Consider the following 17280-nt stretch of genomic DNA (forward strand, 5'->3'; position numbering starts at 1 on the left):
ATCATGCCCCTATGCCGTTGACCTGGAAGGGATTCGGCGATTCGGTTCGTGCGGCCCTGAATTCGTGGACGACGCCCTTCCCGATCATTGGTCGAGGCCTCGGTCGAGGGGGTAGCGGTCGGCCAGGGCCGTGCGATCGTTGTAGAAGAAGTTGAGGACGAGATCGTCGGCGACTCGGAACAATTCGTCGCGACCCTCGACGGCGGCCACCCATTCCATGGGCAGGGCCTCGAGGCCGTGGATGGCGCCGATGAGGTTGCCTGCCACCGCACCCGTGGAGTCGGAGTCGCCGGAGTGGTTGACCGACAGCAGGAGCCCGGTGCGGATGTCGCCGGTGCGGTAGGTGTGCAGTGCGCAGTACACGGCGATGGCCAGGCACTCCTCGGCGCACCACCCCGCGCCGATTCGCTCCAGCCGCTCCGGGGTGGCGTCACCCAGATGCGCGGTGGTGAGGGCGGCGGCCAGGGCGGTGATCGTTTCCGCACTTGCGGGCATCGGGGCGAGCCGGGAGATGGTGTCCTGCACCGCGATCGGTAGTTCGGTTCCGGACAGGACGCTGTCGATCAAGATGGCGAGGGCGCCCGCCGCGAGGTAGCCGGTCGGGTGGCCATGTGTTAGCTGGGCGCATCGCATGGCGGTATAGAACGCGCGGTCGGCGCCGAATCCGGCCAGCCCGAACGGCGCCGATCGCATCACGGTCCCGCACCCCTTCGACTTCGGATTCACCGGCCCCGGCTCCCCGAACTCCAACGGCGGCACGAACCCCTCGGCCTGCCGCCGCAGCCCGGTCAGGCAGGCATTGCCCGGAGACCGCATGGCATACAGGAATCGGTGCCCCGCCAGCCACCCGTCCACATCGGCCGCAGGCTTCTCTTGCTGTTGAGTATCCCGCCACCGCAGGTACGCGCGGCGCAACACCGGCGCGGGGTCCGCACCCGGCGGACAGCGCAGCAGGCCCTCGGCGGTGAACAGTGTCATCTGAGTGTCGTCGGTGATCTGCTGTGGCGCGGCCGGATCCGGGCCGGGCAGGAATCCGGTGACCCCCGCCGCCCCGTACCGCCCCCGGATCTGCTGCAGCGACAGAAACTCGATCGGCCACCCCAGCGCGTCCCCGATCGCCCCACCCAGCAACGCCCCGCGCACCCGGCCGAACAGCCTCTCGTGATCTTGCACGCCACCCACCCTATGCGCGTCGCCCGCAGAGCTGTCACGATGCGTCGCATCCGTCGCGGGCAGGGCGTGGCAGCGGCGGCCCGGCAAGCAGGTCCCTCTGGCTCGTATCCCGTTGCTGGACAGCCTCTCCGAGTCTGTGGCCGTCGATCGTCCTGACCGACCGTAGTGTCGACCAAGCCTGCCGCACCGTCCAGATCCTGGGCGCGAAGGCGTGGCCGCGCTTGTCCCGGCCGGTTTTGCCGCAGACCTGCCGCTACCGTGGAGGTCGGCGTGGGCGGCTCGCGGCCACGCGTCGGTGCGGAAGCGGAGGGGCCCATGGCATTACGCAGTGCGTTCACCGAGCTGCTCGGGGTGCGGTATCCGATCGTGTCGGCGCCGATGGGTGGGTCGGCCGGTGGGGCTCTGGCTGCAGCGGTGTCCGAGGGTGGCGGGCTCGACCTGGTCGGTGTTCTCGCCGCCGCGGCCGAGGCGGCACTCGCGCGGTCCACGGTGGTCGTCGCCGGGAGTGACACGGCCGGTCGTGGCCGGGAACAGCCGGTTCGGACCGTAGGATTCTCCGGTGACCTATGACGACTTCGACGGGTTCGAGCATCTCGACACCTCCACATTGCCGGAGCGGCAGCAGCGGATTCTGTGCAGTATTCGCGATTGGGTGCAGCGGCACGGGTATTCGCCGAGTACGCGGGAGATCGGCGATGCGGTCGGGTTGAAGTCGGCTTCGTCTGTTTCGCGGCATTTACGCGAATTGGAGGAGCGGGGGTTCCTCAAGCGCAGTGAATCGGTGACCCGGCCCATGGATGTGCGGCTGTTCCTGCGGGCGACCGGGCCGCAGCGGCAGCAGGACGAGAATTCGGTGCCGGTGCCCGTGGTGGGCGATATCGCGGCCGGTACGCCGATTCTGGCCGAGGAGCACACCGACGACGTGCTGTCCCTGCCGCGCGAGCTGGTCGGCCGCGGCACCGTCTTCGGCCTGCGGGTTCGCGGTGACTCCATGGTCGACGCCGCCATCTGCGACGGCGACATCGTGGTGGTGCGCAAGCAGCAGGAGGCGCACACCGGCGAGATCGTGGCCGCCATGATCGACGGCGAGGCCACGGTCAAGGTCTACCGCCGTGCCAATGGTCACGTTTATCTGGAGCCGCGCAATGCGGCCTACCCGGTGATCGATGGCGACCACGCCCAGGTGCTGGGTAAGGTTGTCTCGGTCATGCGCAGGGTCTGAGCGTCTGGCATGATGACGGCCGTTATCACCTTCCATCCCCGGGGAGTATCGAATGTCGTTGCTGCGCAAGGCCGGTGTAGGCCTCGCCGTTACGTCGATGGCCGCGATCGGCACCGTGGCCGCCGGAACCGCCTCCGCGGCGGACAGTGAACCGGTCTTCGTGGCCACCTCCGGTGACCTGTACGGCGCGCTCGCGCTGTCCAAGAGCACCGGAAACGTCGCCTATGCCGTGAACTACGGCAGCTGGGACAGCGCGGACAGCACCGCCGTGGACAAGTGCGGCGGCGGCGACTGCGCGGTCGTCGTGCACTTCGCCAATGCCTGCGGCGCGGTCGCACAGGGCGCCGACACCCGCTTCGGCTGGGCGTGGGCCCCGTCCAAGGTGGAGGCCGAGTCGGCCGCCATCAACGTGCTCGGCAAGAGCGCCCCGGGTTTCCCGGACACGGGGTCGTCCTCGCCGCGCCAGGCCAAGGTCATCCTGTCGGCGTGCACCGACAACGCGAGCTGACCGATCGCGAATCACCCCGGCGCCACACCGGATTCGTCCGGTGTGGCGCTGTTTTGTTTGCCGGACTCCATTTTCCAGCAACACGCCCGGCCGGACGGAGATGATTTCCCCGTGGACGACATCACCTACGAGGACACCCGGTTCGCAATGCACGCGGCGGCCGAACTGCTGATCGCCGGCCCGCAGTACCGCCGATTCGGCAGTATCCGCATGCGTATCGTGCTGGGCGGCTTCACCGGCATCAAGTGGCCGGTGTCGGTGACGGGCACCGATCTGGTGTGGCCACAGGGCCGCATCCGCCTGCACGGCACCTACAGTGACCTCGCTTCGACCGCCGGATTCGCGGCCGACGCCCCGCCCGCGGGCCTGTATGCCGATGGCACCCGGATGGATCCGGACGAACCCTTCAGGGCCGACGCCGACGCCGCCACCACGGTGCACGACTGGTTCGCGGTGGGAGACACCGCATTACGGCGCTTCGCCGAGGAACAACCGGTGCTGTGGCCCGAACACTTCGATCTGTCCGTCGCCATCGACGAGGTGAATTACGGTGTCTCCCCGGGGGACTGGGACAACCCGCAGCCGTACGCGTACGTAGGGCCGTGGACCCGGCGCGAGGGCGAGTTCTGGAACACGTCCTTCGGGGCGATGCGCCCGCGTGCCGAGGTGGCGACGGTCGAGCGCCTGCTGGAGTTCTTCCGGGAGGGCAGAGCCCGTGCCGCGCAGGACAATTGACGTCAGCGCAGGTGCGCCTTCAGTACGTCGCCGCCCTCGGTGCCGAGGATGAAGGTGTGGTCGTCGGACGGGTCGACGGCCACGGAGGTCAGCGGTTGTCCCGACAGCAGCGTGCAGCTGGTGTGGGTGACCGGATCGGCCCGCACGAATTGCCCACTGCCGGTGGCGATGTAGAGCAATCCGTCCGCAGCGATCGCCAGATCGTCGGGGAGCAGCGGTGCGGTGAGCGGCGCGGGCGCCAGATCGACGGCGACGCCGGCCCGGGCCGGATCGTCGATGGGCAGCGCGACGATGCGTGCCGTGGGGCTCTCCAGCAGGGTCACATAGAGGATGTTCCCGGCCGCGGCGATCCCGTCGGCGCCGGATCCCTTGGCCGCCAGCGCGTTCCGGGCCCGCTCGGTCCACTCGGTGTCGAGGGTCCCGTCCGGCCGGATCCGCTCCACCGTATTGGCGGTGGTGTCGGCGACGAACAGATTCCCGGCCGCATCGAAGACGGCCCCATTGGCCTGGCCGAGCCCGGAGACGAAGACTTCGGGCTGCGGAACGGCCGCGCCGGGATCGAATCGGAGCACACCGCCCTGCCCGGTGAGCCCGGCGAACGGTGAGTTGCCGTATGTCACGTACATCAGCCCGTCCGGGCCGAGCCGGACCGCGCCCGGGCTCGACACCGGCACGCTGACGACGAGGTGACCGTCCCGGTCGTACCGCTCCACCGCATTGCGGTAGGTGCGCGCGATCCAGATGTCCCCGGTCGCGTCGAATCCCAGATTCTCCGACCAGTCGCCCACCGGCGTGCGGGCGGGCAGGCCCATCGCCAGTTCGGCGGGGGAGCAGGAAACCGTCGTGGCGGTGCCGGGTACATCGGCGGCGACCGGACCGGCCATCGCGACGGGTCCGCCCGCGGCGACGGCCAGCAGGAGGGTCACGCCCAGTCCGGCGCGTCGTCCCCTGGGATCCGCTTGCGGCGCAGCTACTTCCGATCGCGGCTCCGGCATCGAGGCGCTCCCTTCGCTGGGCGGTGGTCGCGGCCAGCGTATATCGCCTGGTCCAGCCCGGCAATGATCACCGGGCCGACATTTTCGAAGGCCGGGCGGCCGTTACGACGCGGCGGGGTGCGTGGGCAGCTGCTCGGTGGAGCGTTCCGCCAGTGCTGCTTCGACATTCGCGATGCCGGCCCGCACTCCGAGCCCGTAGCCGTCCTCGTCGAGGGCGTCGAGCCGGTTGCGGGCGTCGTCGAGGTGGCGCTGGGCGGTGTCGAACGCGCCCAGGCGCCGGTAATTGTCGGCGAGATTCAGGTGTAGCGACGGATAGAAACCCCGGACACTCAACCCCGCATGGTGGGCCTGGGCCCGCTCGTCGGTCAGCGCGTCGGCGGCATCGAGGGCCCGGATGTCCCAGGTGAGCGCGTCCGCCGCATGCGCCTGGAGGTCGGCCATGAAGTGGGCGAGCGAGACCCGGTGCAGCGGGTCGCTGCCCGCGCCGATGGTGTCCCACAGCGCGGTCAGCTGCTTCCGTGCCGTCGCCGTATCACCTTGGCGGCCAAGGGTTACGGCGTCGTTGATGGCGGTCATGGTCTCGTCGACGGCGGTCATGCCCGCGACCGTAGCGCGCGGGTCCGACAACTAGCGGGCGGGCCGCCCGTGCCGCCCGTCCCCGGTGATCCGGCCGCGCCGGATGAGATCGCGCTTGGTGCCGGGTCCGAGGGTGACCTGCTCGTCGGCCCCGGCCACGGCCTCGTCCGGATTCGGCCGCACGAACAATGTCACCGTGGTGCCCTCGGTGAACCCGTTCCTGCGCATCATGGACGCCGAGGCCGTGTTGTGGTTCTCCACGTCGGTCACGATGCGGGCCGCGCCGTGCCGGAACAGCAGATCGCAGCACGCGGTCATGAGTCGGCCCGCGACACCGCGCCCCTGCGTATCGGGCGCCACGGCGATCCACTCCAGGTACGCCCAGTCCTCGCGCAGCTCGAATTCCATGGAGGCCAGCACGAATCCGACGACCCGATCCGAATCCACCGCCACCCAGCAGGATCGGCCGGCACTGTCGAGGTGCTCGGCCACCGAGGTCAGCGACCACGAGGTGTAGGGCTTGGCCTGGGTGTCGAACGCCTGGTAGCCGAGGTCGATGACCTGGCGTAGATGCCCGAGCCCCATGGGCACGACGGCGATATCCGGATGGCTGGATATGTCGGAATCCATGCCCGACAGTTTGCCAGGTGGGTGCTGGCTACCCGGGCGCCCGCCGGGTAGCGAGGCCGCGCGGGTGGCGTGCTATCACGCGCCCTTGCGGGTCTGTTTGGCCGGAGCCTTCTTCGCGGCTTTCTTGGCGGGCTTCTTCTCCGCGGTCGCCTTCGCAGCCTTGGTGGCCTTGGCCGGCGCGGCCGGTACGGTACCCGCCTTGCGTCCGGAGGCTTCGAGACTGCGCTGCAGGGCCGCGACCAGGTCCACGACCTCGGCATCTATTGCCGAGGCCACTGCCTCGGGCGCCCGGGTGACCCTGCTGGAACCGCTGGCGATCGCCTCGTCGAGCAGCTTCTTCAATTCGATCTGATATTCATCCACGTACAGACTCGGATCGAAATCGTCGGACAGCGTGTCGACGAGCGTCTCGGCCATCTGCAATTCCTGGGACTTCGGCTCGGTCACGCCCTCGAGCTTGTCGAACGCCACCGCCCGCACCTCGTCCGGCCACAGCAGCGTCTGCAGCACCAGCACCCCGTCACGCACCCGCAGCGCGCCGAGCCGGGTCTTCTGGCGCAGCGTGAAATGCACCAGCGCCACCCGGTCCACCCGTTCGAGGGTCTTCGCCAGCAGCACATAGGCTTTCGGCGTGGTCGAATCGGGTTCGAGGTAGTAGCTCTTGTCGAAGAGAATCGGATCGATCTGCTCCGACGGCACGAATTGCAACACTGGAATTTCGTGTTTCTCGGCCGCCGGAAGTTTGGCGAAGTCCTCGTCGGTGAGAATCACCCGATCCCCGTCGGGTGATTCGTAGGCCCGGTCGATATCGGAATACTGCACCGGCTGCCCGTCCACCGTGCACAACCGCTCGTAGCGAATGCGCCCGCCATCGGCGGCATGCACCTGGTGGAACTTGATGTCGTGGTCCTCCGTGGCGGTGTAGACCTTCACGGGGACATTCACCAGTCCGAACGCGATGGAGCCCTTCCAAATGGACCGCATTTGGCCAGCGTACGTCGTCCCAGGTCAGCGTTCTACCGCACCGCGCCAGGACCTGCCTGTTCGCCCTGGTCGTCGGTGGTTGTTGGTGACTGCCGGTGAGCGTCTGACGGCTTGTGGACGGCTTCGGCTCGCGAACCCGATGCCTGGTGCCGCTACAACGTGCCGTCCGGCCCGCGTGCTCGCAGGCTCGTGAAAGCGGCTGGGAACCCGCTCCGCTACTTGCGGTCATGCAATGGTTGCCGCTCGAGACACGATGCCCTACATCCTGTACGAAAAATGCGCGACCTCGGCCGTTTCCATCAGCAACAGGAATTCGCGCTGCTCCATATGGATGAGCGCCTCGTGATCGCCGGCCTCGAAATAGACCTCCGGCTCCAGCGCCAGATCCTGCTCGAGGAACGTCTGCATGCCGTACGCCATGCAGACCGGCGGCACCGCGCCCGTATCGCAGTCCTTGAACAGCTCGCGCAGCTCAACTTCCTTCGCGAGCACCAGATGCCGGCCGGTCCGCGCCCAGAGATCGTCCAGGCGCACCGCTTGCGTCGCCGGCAACACAGCTGCGACATAGCCGTTGTCGTCCTCGAGCAGCACGGTTTTCGCGAGGCGATCCGCGGGGATGTGCGCCGCCGTGGCCGTCTGCATACTCGTATCGCTATGAGGGTGGTTCACGACTTCGTACCGCGAGGATTTCTGGCGCAGGCAATCCTGCAGGGTAGGAGACATGGACATGGCACACCTCGTCTCAACGTCTCGGGTGAATATTGTGTTTGTGCCGGTGTCGTTCAGCATAGATCGCATTTGCGCGGATGGAATCACGTTGCACCCCTTTGCCTTCACGTCGGCCCAAAGCCTGGCAATCAACCCCGACGCCTAGATTATCGAGGGCGGCCAGCAGCGTTGCTCGAGCCTGCGACCCCGCTCACCCCGAATCTGCCTCGGATCGCATCGAGCCCTTCGTTCGGAGAATCGAGAGGCGGTGAAGCGTGTGTCGTGTGCGCATTTCGCCTCGAAAGCGAGTCGCGTGCGATTGGCTGTCGGTATTGTCTCGGTGACGCGCGGGGAAGCGCTTCGGCGAGGCATCTTGCAAATCTGCTTATAACTAGCTGACCTTGCATGGTTGGAATGAATTCATATCGGGACGCCTATGTCCATAGGAAATGCTGCGAATGGCACGAATCAGCATATTTTAGCGGGGCTAATGTTTCTTCACCCCGATCTCGCCCGCTACACCGCCGCCGAACTCATGGCCGCGCAAGCCCGCTGGTACCGCGAGCAGGCATACAGCTTCATCGACTGCCTCCGCCGCCACGACCGTCCCTTCACCGACGTGCAGACCACGTGGCCCCTCTACTCCCCGAAAGCCGAAGCAGCATGACCACCACCGAACCCTCCTACCCTGCCCGCCGGCTGATCGCAGACGGCTACATCGACGCCACCCGCGCCCAGACCCACCTGGCGAAGATCATGGCCACCAGATGCGTTTCCTTCCACCGGCTTTCGCTGCAGATCCAATGCCGTCCATGTCCCTGCTGCGCCTGACCGATGGCCGCTCGCGACTGGTCAACCTGGAACTCGAACGGAGACTGCTCGCCGTCGACCCCCCGAAGACCTGTACATCCTCTACCCCCTTCCCGAACCATCGTCGACGAGGACGTCCTGACACGAATCTTGGCCGGCAGCTCTTTCGCGATCGTCGCGAAGGACAAACCCGTCTACGCGCGAGTCCTTCATCGCGAGCACGGCTGGGCCAAGGGTCGCATCGGCAAAGAGCTCGGCATGTCCGGCACCAAGGTCAACAAGCACTGAACGGGTCGAACTGATGGCTGGATCGGCGCCGCTGCGGGTCTCCCGCAACGCACACTGTGGCTGGTCCGCGGGCGGACCTATGAGAAGACACGGCTGGAGCAGGCGATGCGGCTGATGAGCGTCACCCATGTTCCCGTCGCCGAGCAGTCGACCCTGTTCGTGTCAGCACTGGGTGTCCGGCGTCGAATTCATGCACTGCAGGCAATCGGCTACAGCTACCGCGACCTCGGCGACCATGCCGGGATCCGACCCGAATCGTTCCGACGCCTCACCGATGTCCCACAAGTGCTGGGACGCAACTGGTTCCTCATCGCCGAGCTCTACGACCAATCCGGTACACCCGGACCGTCTCGCCTGAGCGATCGCCGGTCGTCAGCAGTTGTTGGGTTCGCCATATTTGACGACGGACAGGACCGCGTCGCCCTCGCCGAAAGGGGTTCCCGGGGAGGGGGATTGGGCGACCACGAGCCAGTTGCGGTCGATGACCTGGTGGCGGCCCTTGCCTGTGTTGTCCTTCGATCGGGAGTAGAAGACACCAGCCTCGTGGATCTTGTTCTGTGCGTCTTGCAGATTCATGCAGACGACGGCGGGCATGACGGCCGCCGGGGATGCCGGGACAGCCGTCGTCGTGGGAGGAGTCGTTGCCAGGGGCGATAGCGTCGGGTCAGGGGTGCTCGATGGCGCGAAGGTCGTTGTTTGCGAAACGGTGGCCAGGGGGAGGGATTTCGAGACCGTCGTTGTCGGATGTGCCGTGTCGGTTGCGATCCCGCAACCGGCCACGGCGCAGGCGAGGCCGATCAGGACCACAAGGCGACGCGTGAACGATCCGGCCGAAATGGCATGGTTGTGCACAGAACTCCTGGTTCTGGCCGCTGGGCACGTTGGACCTGGCAGCGAGTCGAGGACGGTACCCGACCCATCAGGCGGATCGAGCAGTGGAGAAGTATTGCAGAGAATTCGCCTGTGGGGATCGGCTTCTGAATCGGTCAGGGAATCGGTCGTCCAAAACCCTGGCACATTGCACTGCGTGCAATGCGGCGCGGCGGTCCACACAGGTCTCGTGCCGTGCGAGAACGGGTGTGACCCGCGCACGTGGAAGGCGGTGGCATGACCACGCGGATAACAGCCGGACTATTGTGCGCGCTGAATCTCGGTAAACTGATGCTGGACAACAGTTTCCGCAACAGTGGGATATCTACCCGACCGTCATTGAGGCCGTCGTAGAGCGCGCCGTGTCCGCGGCGATGCTCGGGGGTCAGTGTCAGCTCCACCACCGACCGCACCGCGCCCTGCGCGCACAGCATTGCATCGGTGAGCTCGAACAAATCGTCGCCCCGCGCGGTCAGGCACGCGTAGAACTCGCCGCGCATCCGCGACAGTTCGGCAAACGCTTCCCCTGCCCCGCCGCCGACCGGCAGACTCATCCCAGGCCTTCGTCTCGATCAGTGCATTCCTTGGTCGGAGCACATGATCAGGCGAAGGTCGCCTGCCACGAATACCCAAGCAGGCCAAACAGTTTGGAATCGGGAGGTTAAAGAACTAACGGCTTCATGTGTGCTCGTCCGGGTTCTTCAGCCAGTCGGGCCGGTGCTCGAGTACGTCGTTGGCAGTGCGGATCGCGTTCGCCACCGCTTCGGTGGGGGTGGGACCGTCGGCCACCATGTCCTCGCGGGCCCCTGATCCGCACCACGCATGCACTGCACGCAGGGGGACACCATGCGTTTGACCTTCATCGCCAAGGATCCGGGATCGAACCCGACGGGCTCTCCGACTCTGTACCGCACCGATCGTGGTTCATGGGTGGTACAGGGCTGGGTGATCGACGATCCGGCAACGCTGGCGCAGATGGATATTCCTGTCGGCGAATCGTGTGTAGAGATTCCGGACCGTCTGGTTCCGTTCTTCGAACAGGGAGACAGTGACTCCGATAAGCGATGACGACTTCGAGCAACTACTGATCGAATTCCAGACGGAGTCCATCCATTTGGAGACCCGGGACGCCTACGGCACCGTGGTAGAGCTGCCGCACATGGCGCAGTGGACGGCCGGCGAACCGGACGACCTGGAATGGCTCCAGGGCTGGTGTTCAACGCTGAGAGAACACACTGCCGCGGGGAAGTCGATCCGGCGGGCGCGCATCGTCTCGGAACCGCTCAGCGACTACCAGAGGTGGTCGTACAGCATCGCGTGGCCGATGGTTGATGCCGGCGAGGATATCCGCTGGACGCCGAGGCGTCTGGTCTCGTCGATTGCCATGCCAGGCAACGACTTCTACCTGTTCGATGACCGCCTTGCCGTGTTCCTTCACTACGCAGGCAACGGCCTGGGAACCGGCAAGGCCGCATCGACAGACCCCGCCGATATCCAGCTGTGCCGCACGGCATTCGAGGCGGTGTGGAAGCTGGCGATTCCTCACCATGAATACCAGCCCTTCTAGCTCAGCCCAGGAGGCGCGACGGGCACTCGGGGCCAGGCTGCGGGATATCCGCAGAGATGCTGGTCTCAGTGCCCGCCGCCTCGCTGATGCGACACAGCAGCACTACACACGTGTCTCCAAGATCGAAAACGGCATTCAGGCACCGACCGACCATGACATCAGGGAGTGGTGTCGCGTCTGCGGCGCCGAGGACCAGGTGGCCGATCTCATCGCGACATTGCGGGTAGCCGATTCGGCCTACCTCGAGTTCCGGCGTCAGAGCCGAGCTGGCCTGAAGCGAGTACTCGGCGCTCACACCCAGCAGCGGTATGAGGCGACGAAGGTGTTCCGGATCTATGAGCACAACGTGATCCCGGGCCTGTTCCAAACTGCCGAGTACTCCGCCGCCATGCTGTCGTTCTGGATTCGGTTCCTGGGCACACCAAACGACATCGATGCCGCGGTCGCCGTCAGGATGGAGCGTCAGCGGATCCTGCAGCGAGGTGGCAAGCGGTTCGTGACGGTGCTCGAGGAACAAGCGCTGCGAACGTGGTTCGGTGACGCCGAAGTTCAGGCGGGGCAGCTCGGACGGCTACTCGAGTTGATGTCGCTACCGAACATCTCGCTCGGCATCATTCCGCTCATGCGAGAACGCGAGGCGGTCGCATCAGCGGGGTTCTGGATCTTCGATGATGACCTCGTCGCTCTTGAAACGCCGACCGCGAGCCTTCAGGTCACACAGCCGACGGAGTGCAACCTATATGTGCGGATGTTCGAGGTACTGAAACAGGCTGCGGTCTACGGGCGGGATGCGCGTGCGCTGATCCTGAAAGTGCTCGCTGAGCTTGACGATTGACTCGTGGCCGAGCAGGTCCGATCAGTAGCGGTCGTCAGCGTCGGCGAACGACGTTCCGATTACGGTAGACGCCGAGGCCCCTGCGCACGAGCAATCTGGAATATCGGACCGCCTCTATGGCCTTTGAGCTGATTGTTTGTCGGTCCTGGTGTGGGCCTTCGGTATTCGCGATTTCGCGCTACCGAAAGCCCTTCCATATGGACCGCATTTCCCGATCGTACTTCGGAGGGTGATTCCGGTGGGTATCCCCGGGGTCAGGCGGCACGGCGTTCGGGTTCGCTGCGGTAGCGGGATTGGTCGCCGTCGATGTGCAGGAGCTTCCACAGCCGCTTGGTGACCGGGTTCATCAGGCCCAGGTCGTCGGCGAGGGAGCGCATGTCGCCGAAGTATCCGGAGAGGATTTTCGACGCGGTGGGGGAGCGCCAGAAGGCTTCCTTGATGACCTCGCGGGGGATGTCGAAGGTGCGGGCGAATTCCGGTGGGGGAGCCATGATCTCACCGGCCAGCCACCGCATGGCGAGCGGGAAGGCGATACCGCAGACATTGCGATACAGCGGATTGAAACCCGGCACATGCTCTTTCAGAAACTCATTGGCAAAGGAGATGTGCCGGGCCTCCTCGGCGATATGGATCTCCATGCAGCGCACCACCGCGGGCGGCAGCTTCGCGCCATTGCGGATGACGGCCTTCTGATAGTGGTCGATCGGTTCCTCGCCGCCGAGAATGCCGATGAACAGAATCGGCCAGGCATAGCCGCCGGCCACGCCGATGAACGGCGACAGCCTCCGGAAGATGGGCCGCATCCCCGGGACGTCCACGCCGATCCGGTTGACCAGCTCCTGGAACATCTGGATGTGGTTGCACTCCTCGGTCATCTCGTGGAGGCAGTAGCGGAACTCCGGCGACCCGTTGGGCAGCCTCATGATGTACTGCATCATGCCGCGGATCAGGATGCTCTCGAAGGCCGCGCCGACCTTGATGGCATTGGCGATCCGCCACCGCCCGATCTCGATCTGCCGTTCCAGGGGCAGGTTCTGATACCACTGCGTCGCGCCGAGCGGATCGATGTCCGGTTGCAGCACCCATCGCGGGTCCCGAGGGTCGATCGCGAATTCGGGTGAGTCCCAGGCGATATCGAGATGCGGATCGAATCGGCGGTACACCGATCCCTCCGACAGGGTGTGCAGCACATCCGCATAGTCTCGTGCCGCCGGAACGGAGCCCGACATCGTCGTCAGAGCCATCATTGCCTCCTCGTCTCTGTGCCGCGCCGCCCGGAAGCCGAAGCCGAGGCCGCTCCTGTGCGGTGCAACACACTCCAAGGTAAGTGCTAACTAGGGTTACAGACAACCCCGAAATGCCCGCATGTCCCGGGATTCGCCCGGTGCCCCGCCTGTCACCAGCGCTGCCAGTGCAGGACCCGGTCGCGGGGGACGCGGGCCGCGGGCTTGAACTCGGTGCCGAGCGTGAAGGCCAGTGGCAGGAACGCGGCGAGCATGACCTCGTCGTAGGGCACGTCCAGGATTGCCGACAGTTCGCGCTCGAGCGGAGCCTGGGCCGTGGTCCACACGGTCCCGAGCCCGCGGGCGCGGGCGGCGAGCATGAAAGCCCAGACCGCGGGAAGGATCGATCCCCAGGTGCCGGACTGGACTTGGACCGAGGCGGCGTCGGTGCGGCCCTCGACGGCGGGGATCACGAACGCGGGCACGCGGTGAATGTTGTCGGCCAGATGACGCACGCCGTCGAACACCCGCGCCATGCTGCCCGGCCGGATGCGCATGCGCGCCAGGTCGTCCCGCGACAGCGGCGCGGCCTCGCTCAGTGTGAGCGCACGGCGGAAGATCTCGGCCACCTCGCGGCTCTCGCCGCCGAACGCCCCGATATCGCCCTCTGCCGCGCCTCCGCCGCGGTGGCCAAGGCTGGTGAAGCCCATGCCGCCGCAACGGAATTGGGAGTCGGACAGCATTTGGTGCTGAAGATGCTGGACGCGGTCGGTGAGTGCGCGCAGCAGACGCTGGCCGCCGAACTCCGCATCGATCGCAGCGTCATGGTGACCGTCTGTGACGACCTGGAGCGATCGGGCTACATCCGCCGGGAACGCAACCCGAAGGACCGGCGCTCGTACGCGGTCACCATCACCGCGGCCGGACGGGAGCGGTTGCGGACCGCCGAGGTCGCGATCCCGGGCTTCCTGGCCGGCGCCTTCGCCGCGCTCACTCCCGGGGAACGGGTCCAGCTGACGACCTTGCCCGGGAAGCTCCTCGCTGCAGGAGTGACGTCCGAGTAGCAAACGTTCCCGCGCTGCGCGCGTGCGTGATTCGCGTGTGGTGGGAAATCCGTCGAACCGGGTTGCCCGAGGCGATGAATTTCCCTGCTCCGGACCGTCTTACGAGGTAGGTGGCGCGAACACCGTGCCCTCGGAACAGGAGGAAGCCGGCCATGTCGATCCGGAAATCGTTGCAGCAAGCACGGCGTGTGCACTCGAAACTGGTGCAGGCCGATCGGGGTCGGGATGACGAGCGCAGCGCCCTGCACCGCTGTCGGGTGGCGCAGGACGCGTGGCGTGGCGCTCGGTGAGAGCGGGCCGGTCGGCTCAGTTCTGACCGGCGGCCGCGAGGGTCGGCTCCGGGTCCGGGGTGGCCGGGGTGGGGCGGGGTCGCAGGGTGAGGGCCAGGACGGCGGCTCCCGCGAGCGCGAAGATCATGGTCCAGACACCGCCGACGTGCATGGCGTGGATGAAGGCGTCGTCGGCGGCGTGGGACAGGTCGGGGCGGTTGATGGCGGTGGCCACATGGCGCGCCTGTTCGGCGGATACCTGGGCGGGTTCGCGGGCGGCGTCGGGCAGGCCGGTGAGCGCGGCCTGGATGCCGGTGCGGTAGGTGATGGCCATGATGGTGCCGCCGAGCGCGATACCCAGGACGCTGCCGGTTTGCCGGACGGTATTGGTGACGGCCGATCCCGCGCCGGCGCGGTCGAGTGGGAGCGTGCTCATCAGGGCGCTGGTGACCGAACCGATCACCATGCCGATCGAGAAGCCCTGTGCCGCAGCCAGTGCCACGTTCCAGATGATGGGCGTGTGCAGTCCGAAGAAGACCGCGCTGCCCATGCAGAGCGCGCCGACGGTGAGGGCGGTCGCGGTCACCGCGCGCAGCGAGAAGCGACGGACCAGGCGGACGCCGAGCGGACCGCCGATGATGACGCCGACGGCGGCGGGGGAGTTGATCAGACCCGCGGCGAGCGGTGAGAAGCCGCGGGCGCCCTGGAGGTAGAACGCGCCGTAGAAGCCGGCCGCGGTCATGGCCAGGAACAGCAGGCCCAGGGCCGCGTTGCCGCCGCCGAAGACCCGCTGCGCCAGCAGTCGTGGATCGAAACTCGGCTGTTCGGAACGCAATTCGACGACCACGAACGCGGCGAGCAGGGCCAGCCCGGCGGCGATGGGTGCCCACACCTGCACCGGTGTCCACGCGGCGACCTGGCCCGCCCGGATGAGTCCGTAGGCGAGGGCCGCCAATCCGCTCACCGACAGCGCCAGTCCGCCGAGGTCCAGCGGCCGCGGCGTCGGGCTGCGGAAGTTCGGGACCAGTACCGCGATCCCGATCAGTGCGACCGCGACGACGGGCACGTTCACGAGAAACACCGAGCCCCACCAGAAGTGGTCGAGCAGCACCCCCGCCAGCAGCGGCCCGGCTGCCAGTCCGACCCCGGCGGAGGTTGAGAACAGCCCGATGGCCGATGCCCGTGCCGGACCGGTGAACGTCCAGGTCACCGTCGCCATGGTGGCAGGCATGATGAGCGCGCTGCCCACGCCCATGACAGCGCGGGCGGCGATGAGCCCGGCGGGATCACCGGCGTAGGCCGCCCAGACCGAGGCGGCAGCGAAGACGATCAATCCGGTGACGAGCACGGTCCGGTGCCCGTAGCGGTCGCCCAGCGCCCCGGCGGTGAACATGAGCGCGGCGAACACGAGCGTGTAGGACCCCGAGGCCCATTGCAGCTGAGCGGGATTCGCGCCCAGCCCGCGCACCGGATCGGCGAGGGTCTCGAGCGCGGTGGCGAGGATGGTGTTGTCCAGCCAGATCAGCAGGGAGGACAGCAGGAGAACGGCGAGGATGAGCCGCTGCCGGGATCTCGGCAGCGTCGCGGGCACGGTCATGGATGCCTTCGATAAGATTGGTAGGAACCTGACGATCGCCAGTGTGCGTGATTGTCAGGAACCTGTCAATCTTTGGAAAGGGTTGTCGCGGTGAGCTGTTCCGGATCGCAGGATGGATCCCTGACCTTCATGGTCCGCACGGTGTGGTTGAGCATGCGTTCCGCCATCGGCGAGGAACTCAAGGATTTCGGCCTCACGACCTCGCAGTACGCGACGCTGATGATGACGCAGGAACAGCCCGGGAAGTCGGTCACCGATATCGCCCGCGATGTCGGCAGCACCCGGCAGGCCGCGAACGAGATGCTCGGCGGCCTGGAGAAGGCGGGCCTGATCGAGCGCCGCCCGCACCCGACCGACCGCCGGACCCACCAGATCCACGTGACCGACGCGGGCCGCGCCATCTACACCGAGGCCCACGCCGCGGTCGGCCGCCGCGAAGCCGAACTGGAAGCCGGGTTCACCCCCGGGCAGCGCGCCGCGGTCCGGGAATGGCTCAGCGGCATGGCCGAAGCCTGCCGCTGACCCGCGCCGATCCCGCCGCGAGAAGCAAGCGGATTTCCACGATATGGAAAATTCCGCCGCCAAAGGATCGTCCTGATTCGAACCCTTCGGCGAGTACGACCGGCCGCCTTACCGTTCCGGACACCAACTCTCCCGGGAGGAACGGGCCGATGAGCGAACCATGGCAGATCAGTACCGACGTGCTGGTGATCGGCGGCGGGCCCGCCGCGTGCTGGGCGGCGGTGCACGCCCGGGAAGCGGGCGCGGAGGTGGTGCTGGTGGACAAGGGCTACTGCGGAACCAGCGGCGCCACAGCGCCTTCCGGCACCGGCGTCTGGTACGTCGCGCCCGAGGCCACAGCCCGCGCCAATGCCAAGGCCGCCCGTGAGGCGCTGGGCGGGCATCTGGCCGACCATTACTGGATGGACCGGGTCCTCGACCAGACCTACGCGAACATGAACCGGCTTGCCGTCGAGGGCCGGTACCCGTTCCCGGTGGATCCCGGCACCGGCGAGCCGGTGCGCACCGGTGTGCAGGGGCCCGAATACATGCGCCGGATGCGGGCCTGGGTGAAACGCCTCGGTGTGCTGATCCTCGACCATTCACCCGCGCTGGAACTCCTCGTCGATGCCGAGGGGGTGGTGCGCGGGGCGGCCGGCTATCGGCGGCAGGCCGAGCAGGACTACCGGATCACCGCCGGTGCGGTGGTGCTGGCCACGGGCGGG

General features: G+C 66.9%; 24 protein-coding genes. 13 read left to right on the forward strand and 11 right to left on the reverse strand.

What is annotated here, in order from left to right; genetic code table 11:
* Positions 1-84: 84 nt before the first annotated feature.
* Positions 85-1173: an ADP-ribosylglycohydrolase family protein gene (locus ACFXN1_RS03390; RefSeq protein ID WP_379442876.1), complete on the reverse strand. Its 1089-nt coding sequence runs from the start codon at positions 1171-1173 to the stop codon at positions 85-87.
* Positions 1174-1488: 315 nt separating this feature from the next.
* On the opposite strand from ACFXN1_RS03390, the gene ACFXN1_RS03395 reads away from it, so the two are divergent.
* The 4 genes from ACFXN1_RS03395 to ACFXN1_RS03410 all read left to right on the forward strand — a co-directional run bounded on the left by ACFXN1_RS03395 (position 1489) and on the right by ACFXN1_RS03410 (position 3638).
* Complete coding sequence (locus ACFXN1_RS03395; RefSeq protein ID WP_379442877.1) at positions 1489-1743, forward strand: nitronate monooxygenase; 255 nt, start codon at positions 1489-1491, stop codon at positions 1741-1743.
* Positions 1733-2395 carry a transcriptional repressor LexA gene (gene lexA, locus ACFXN1_RS03400; protein ID WP_379401918.1) on the forward strand — a complete coding sequence of 221 codons (663 nt, stop codon included), beginning with the start codon at positions 1733-1735 and terminating at the stop codon, positions 2393-2395. The genes ACFXN1_RS03395 and lexA overlap by 11 nt, the downstream gene beginning before the upstream one ends.
* A gap of 52 nt (positions 2396-2447) precedes the next feature.
* Positions 2448-2903: a DUF4189 domain-containing protein gene (locus tag ACFXN1_RS03405; protein ID WP_354846753.1), complete on the forward strand. Its 456-nt coding sequence runs from the start codon at positions 2448-2450 to the stop codon at positions 2901-2903.
* Between the two features lie 111 nt (positions 2904-3014).
* Positions 3015-3638 (forward strand): hypothetical protein, encoded by a 624-nt coding sequence (locus ACFXN1_RS03410; RefSeq protein ID WP_379442878.1) that lies wholly within the window; start codon positions 3015-3017, stop codon positions 3636-3638.
* A gap of 2 nt (positions 3639-3640) precedes the next feature.
* Here ACFXN1_RS03410 and ACFXN1_RS03415 read toward each other — a convergent pair whose 3' ends face one another.
* The 5 genes from ACFXN1_RS03415 to ACFXN1_RS03435 form a co-directional block, all read right to left on the reverse strand.
* A complete protein-coding gene (locus ACFXN1_RS03415; RefSeq protein WP_379442880.1) occupies positions 3641-4633 on the reverse strand; it encodes a hypothetical protein in 993 nt (330 codons plus the stop codon).
* Between the two features lie 102 nt (positions 4634-4735).
* On the reverse strand, positions 4736-5230 hold the full coding sequence (locus ACFXN1_RS03420; RefSeq protein WP_379442881.1) for a hypothetical protein: 495 nt from the start codon (positions 5228-5230) through the stop codon (positions 4736-4738).
* A 30-nt stretch (positions 5231-5260) separates the two neighbouring features.
* Positions 5261-5839: a GNAT family N-acetyltransferase gene (locus ACFXN1_RS03425; protein ID WP_379442882.1), complete on the reverse strand. Its 579-nt coding sequence runs from the start codon at positions 5837-5839 to the stop codon at positions 5261-5263.
* Positions 5840-5914: 75 nt separating this feature from the next.
* Positions 5915-6823 carry a Ku protein gene (locus tag ACFXN1_RS03430; protein WP_379442884.1) on the reverse strand — a complete coding sequence of 303 codons (909 nt, stop codon included), beginning with the start codon at positions 6821-6823 and terminating at the stop codon, positions 5915-5917.
* Between the two features lie 258 nt (positions 6824-7081).
* On the reverse strand, positions 7082-7546 hold the full coding sequence (locus ACFXN1_RS03435) for an aminoacyl-tRNA deacylase (RefSeq protein WP_379442885.1): 465 nt from the start codon (positions 7544-7546) through the stop codon (positions 7082-7084).
* Between the two features lie 475 nt (positions 7547-8021).
* On the opposite strand from ACFXN1_RS03435, the gene ACFXN1_RS03440 reads away from it, so the two are divergent.
* From ACFXN1_RS03440 to ACFXN1_RS03450, 3 genes are all read left to right on the forward strand, one after another.
* Positions 8022-8198 carry a hypothetical protein gene (locus ACFXN1_RS03440; RefSeq protein ID WP_379442886.1) on the forward strand — a complete coding sequence of 59 codons (177 nt, stop codon included), beginning with the start codon at positions 8022-8024 and terminating at the stop codon, positions 8196-8198.
* Positions 8195-8362, forward strand: a complete 168-nt coding sequence (locus ACFXN1_RS03445) for a hypothetical protein (RefSeq protein WP_379401925.1) — start codon at positions 8195-8197, stop codon at positions 8360-8362. Before ACFXN1_RS03440 ends, ACFXN1_RS03445 begins: the two co-directional genes overlap by 4 nt.
* A gap of 129 nt (positions 8363-8491) precedes the next feature.
* Positions 8492-8629, forward strand: a complete 138-nt coding sequence (locus ACFXN1_RS03450) for a hypothetical protein (protein WP_379442888.1) — start codon at positions 8492-8494, stop codon at positions 8627-8629.
* A gap of 372 nt (positions 8630-9001) precedes the next feature.
* On the opposite strand, the gene ACFXN1_RS03455 is transcribed toward ACFXN1_RS03450, so the two are convergent.
* Positions 9002-9481, reverse strand: a complete 480-nt coding sequence (locus ACFXN1_RS03455; RefSeq protein ID WP_379442889.1) for a PASTA domain-containing protein — start codon at positions 9479-9481, stop codon at positions 9002-9004.
* 134 nt (positions 9482-9615) lie between these two features.
* The gene (locus tag ACFXN1_RS03460) at positions 9616-10053 is read right to left on the reverse strand and encodes a transposase (RefSeq protein WP_379442890.1); all 438 of its coding nucleotides are present in this window, start codon (positions 10051-10053) and stop codon (positions 9616-9618) included.
* A gap of 292 nt (positions 10054-10345) precedes the next feature.
* Between ACFXN1_RS03460 and ACFXN1_RS03465 the strand changes: the two genes are divergently transcribed.
* Genes ACFXN1_RS03465 through ACFXN1_RS03475 form a run of 3 tightly spaced genes read left to right on the forward strand, consistent with a single transcriptional unit; the run spans position 10346 to position 11901 of the window.
* A complete protein-coding gene (locus ACFXN1_RS03465) occupies positions 10346-10567 on the forward strand; it encodes a hypothetical protein (RefSeq protein WP_379442892.1) in 222 nt (73 codons plus the stop codon).
* Entirely contained in the window at positions 10548-11066 is a 519-nt protein-coding gene (locus ACFXN1_RS03470; protein ID WP_379442893.1) for a DUF6879 family protein, read from the forward strand. The genes ACFXN1_RS03465 and ACFXN1_RS03470 overlap by 20 nt, the downstream gene beginning before the upstream one ends.
* Complete coding sequence (locus tag ACFXN1_RS03475; RefSeq protein WP_379442894.1) at positions 11047-11901, forward strand: helix-turn-helix domain-containing protein; 855 nt, start codon at positions 11047-11049, stop codon at positions 11899-11901. The genes ACFXN1_RS03470 and ACFXN1_RS03475 overlap by 20 nt, the downstream gene beginning before the upstream one ends.
* 254 nt (positions 11902-12155) lie before the next feature.
* Here the strand turns inward: ACFXN1_RS03475 and ACFXN1_RS03480 are convergent, their stop codons facing one another.
* On the reverse strand, positions 12156-13145 hold the full coding sequence (locus tag ACFXN1_RS03480) for a diiron oxygenase (RefSeq protein ID WP_379442896.1): 990 nt from the start codon (positions 13143-13145) through the stop codon (positions 12156-12158).
* 152 nt (positions 13146-13297) lie between these two features.
* Complete coding sequence (locus ACFXN1_RS03485) at positions 13298-13867, reverse strand: nitroreductase family protein (RefSeq protein WP_379442897.1); 570 nt, start codon at positions 13865-13867, stop codon at positions 13298-13300.
* Positions 13868-13879: 12 nt separating this feature from the next.
* Between ACFXN1_RS03485 and ACFXN1_RS03490 the strand changes: the two genes are divergently transcribed.
* Positions 13880-14188, forward strand: coding sequence for a MarR family winged helix-turn-helix transcriptional regulator (locus ACFXN1_RS03490; RefSeq protein WP_379442898.1), 309 nt, complete (start codon positions 13880-13882; stop codon positions 14186-14188).
* Positions 14189-14494: 306 nt separating this feature from the next.
* Here the strand turns inward: ACFXN1_RS03490 and ACFXN1_RS03495 are convergent, their stop codons facing one another.
* Positions 14495-16054, reverse strand: a complete 1560-nt coding sequence (locus ACFXN1_RS03495) for an MFS transporter (RefSeq protein ID WP_379442900.1) — start codon at positions 16052-16054, stop codon at positions 14495-14497.
* 90 nt (positions 16055-16144) lie between these two features.
* Between ACFXN1_RS03495 and ACFXN1_RS03500 the strand changes: the two genes are divergently transcribed.
* Entirely contained in the window at positions 16145-16576 is a 432-nt protein-coding gene (locus ACFXN1_RS03500) for a MarR family winged helix-turn-helix transcriptional regulator (protein ID WP_379442901.1), read from the forward strand.
* Between the two features lie 149 nt (positions 16577-16725).
* Positions 16726-17280 (forward strand): FAD-dependent oxidoreductase (locus ACFXN1_RS03505; RefSeq protein WP_379463476.1); only part of this gene is annotated, 555 nt, incomplete at its 3' end.

Origin of the sequence: Nocardia sp. NPDC059154, assembly GCF_042755705.1 — a bacterium.
Classification (GTDB): domain Bacteria; phylum Actinomycetota; class Actinomycetes; order Mycobacteriales; family Mycobacteriaceae; genus Nocardia.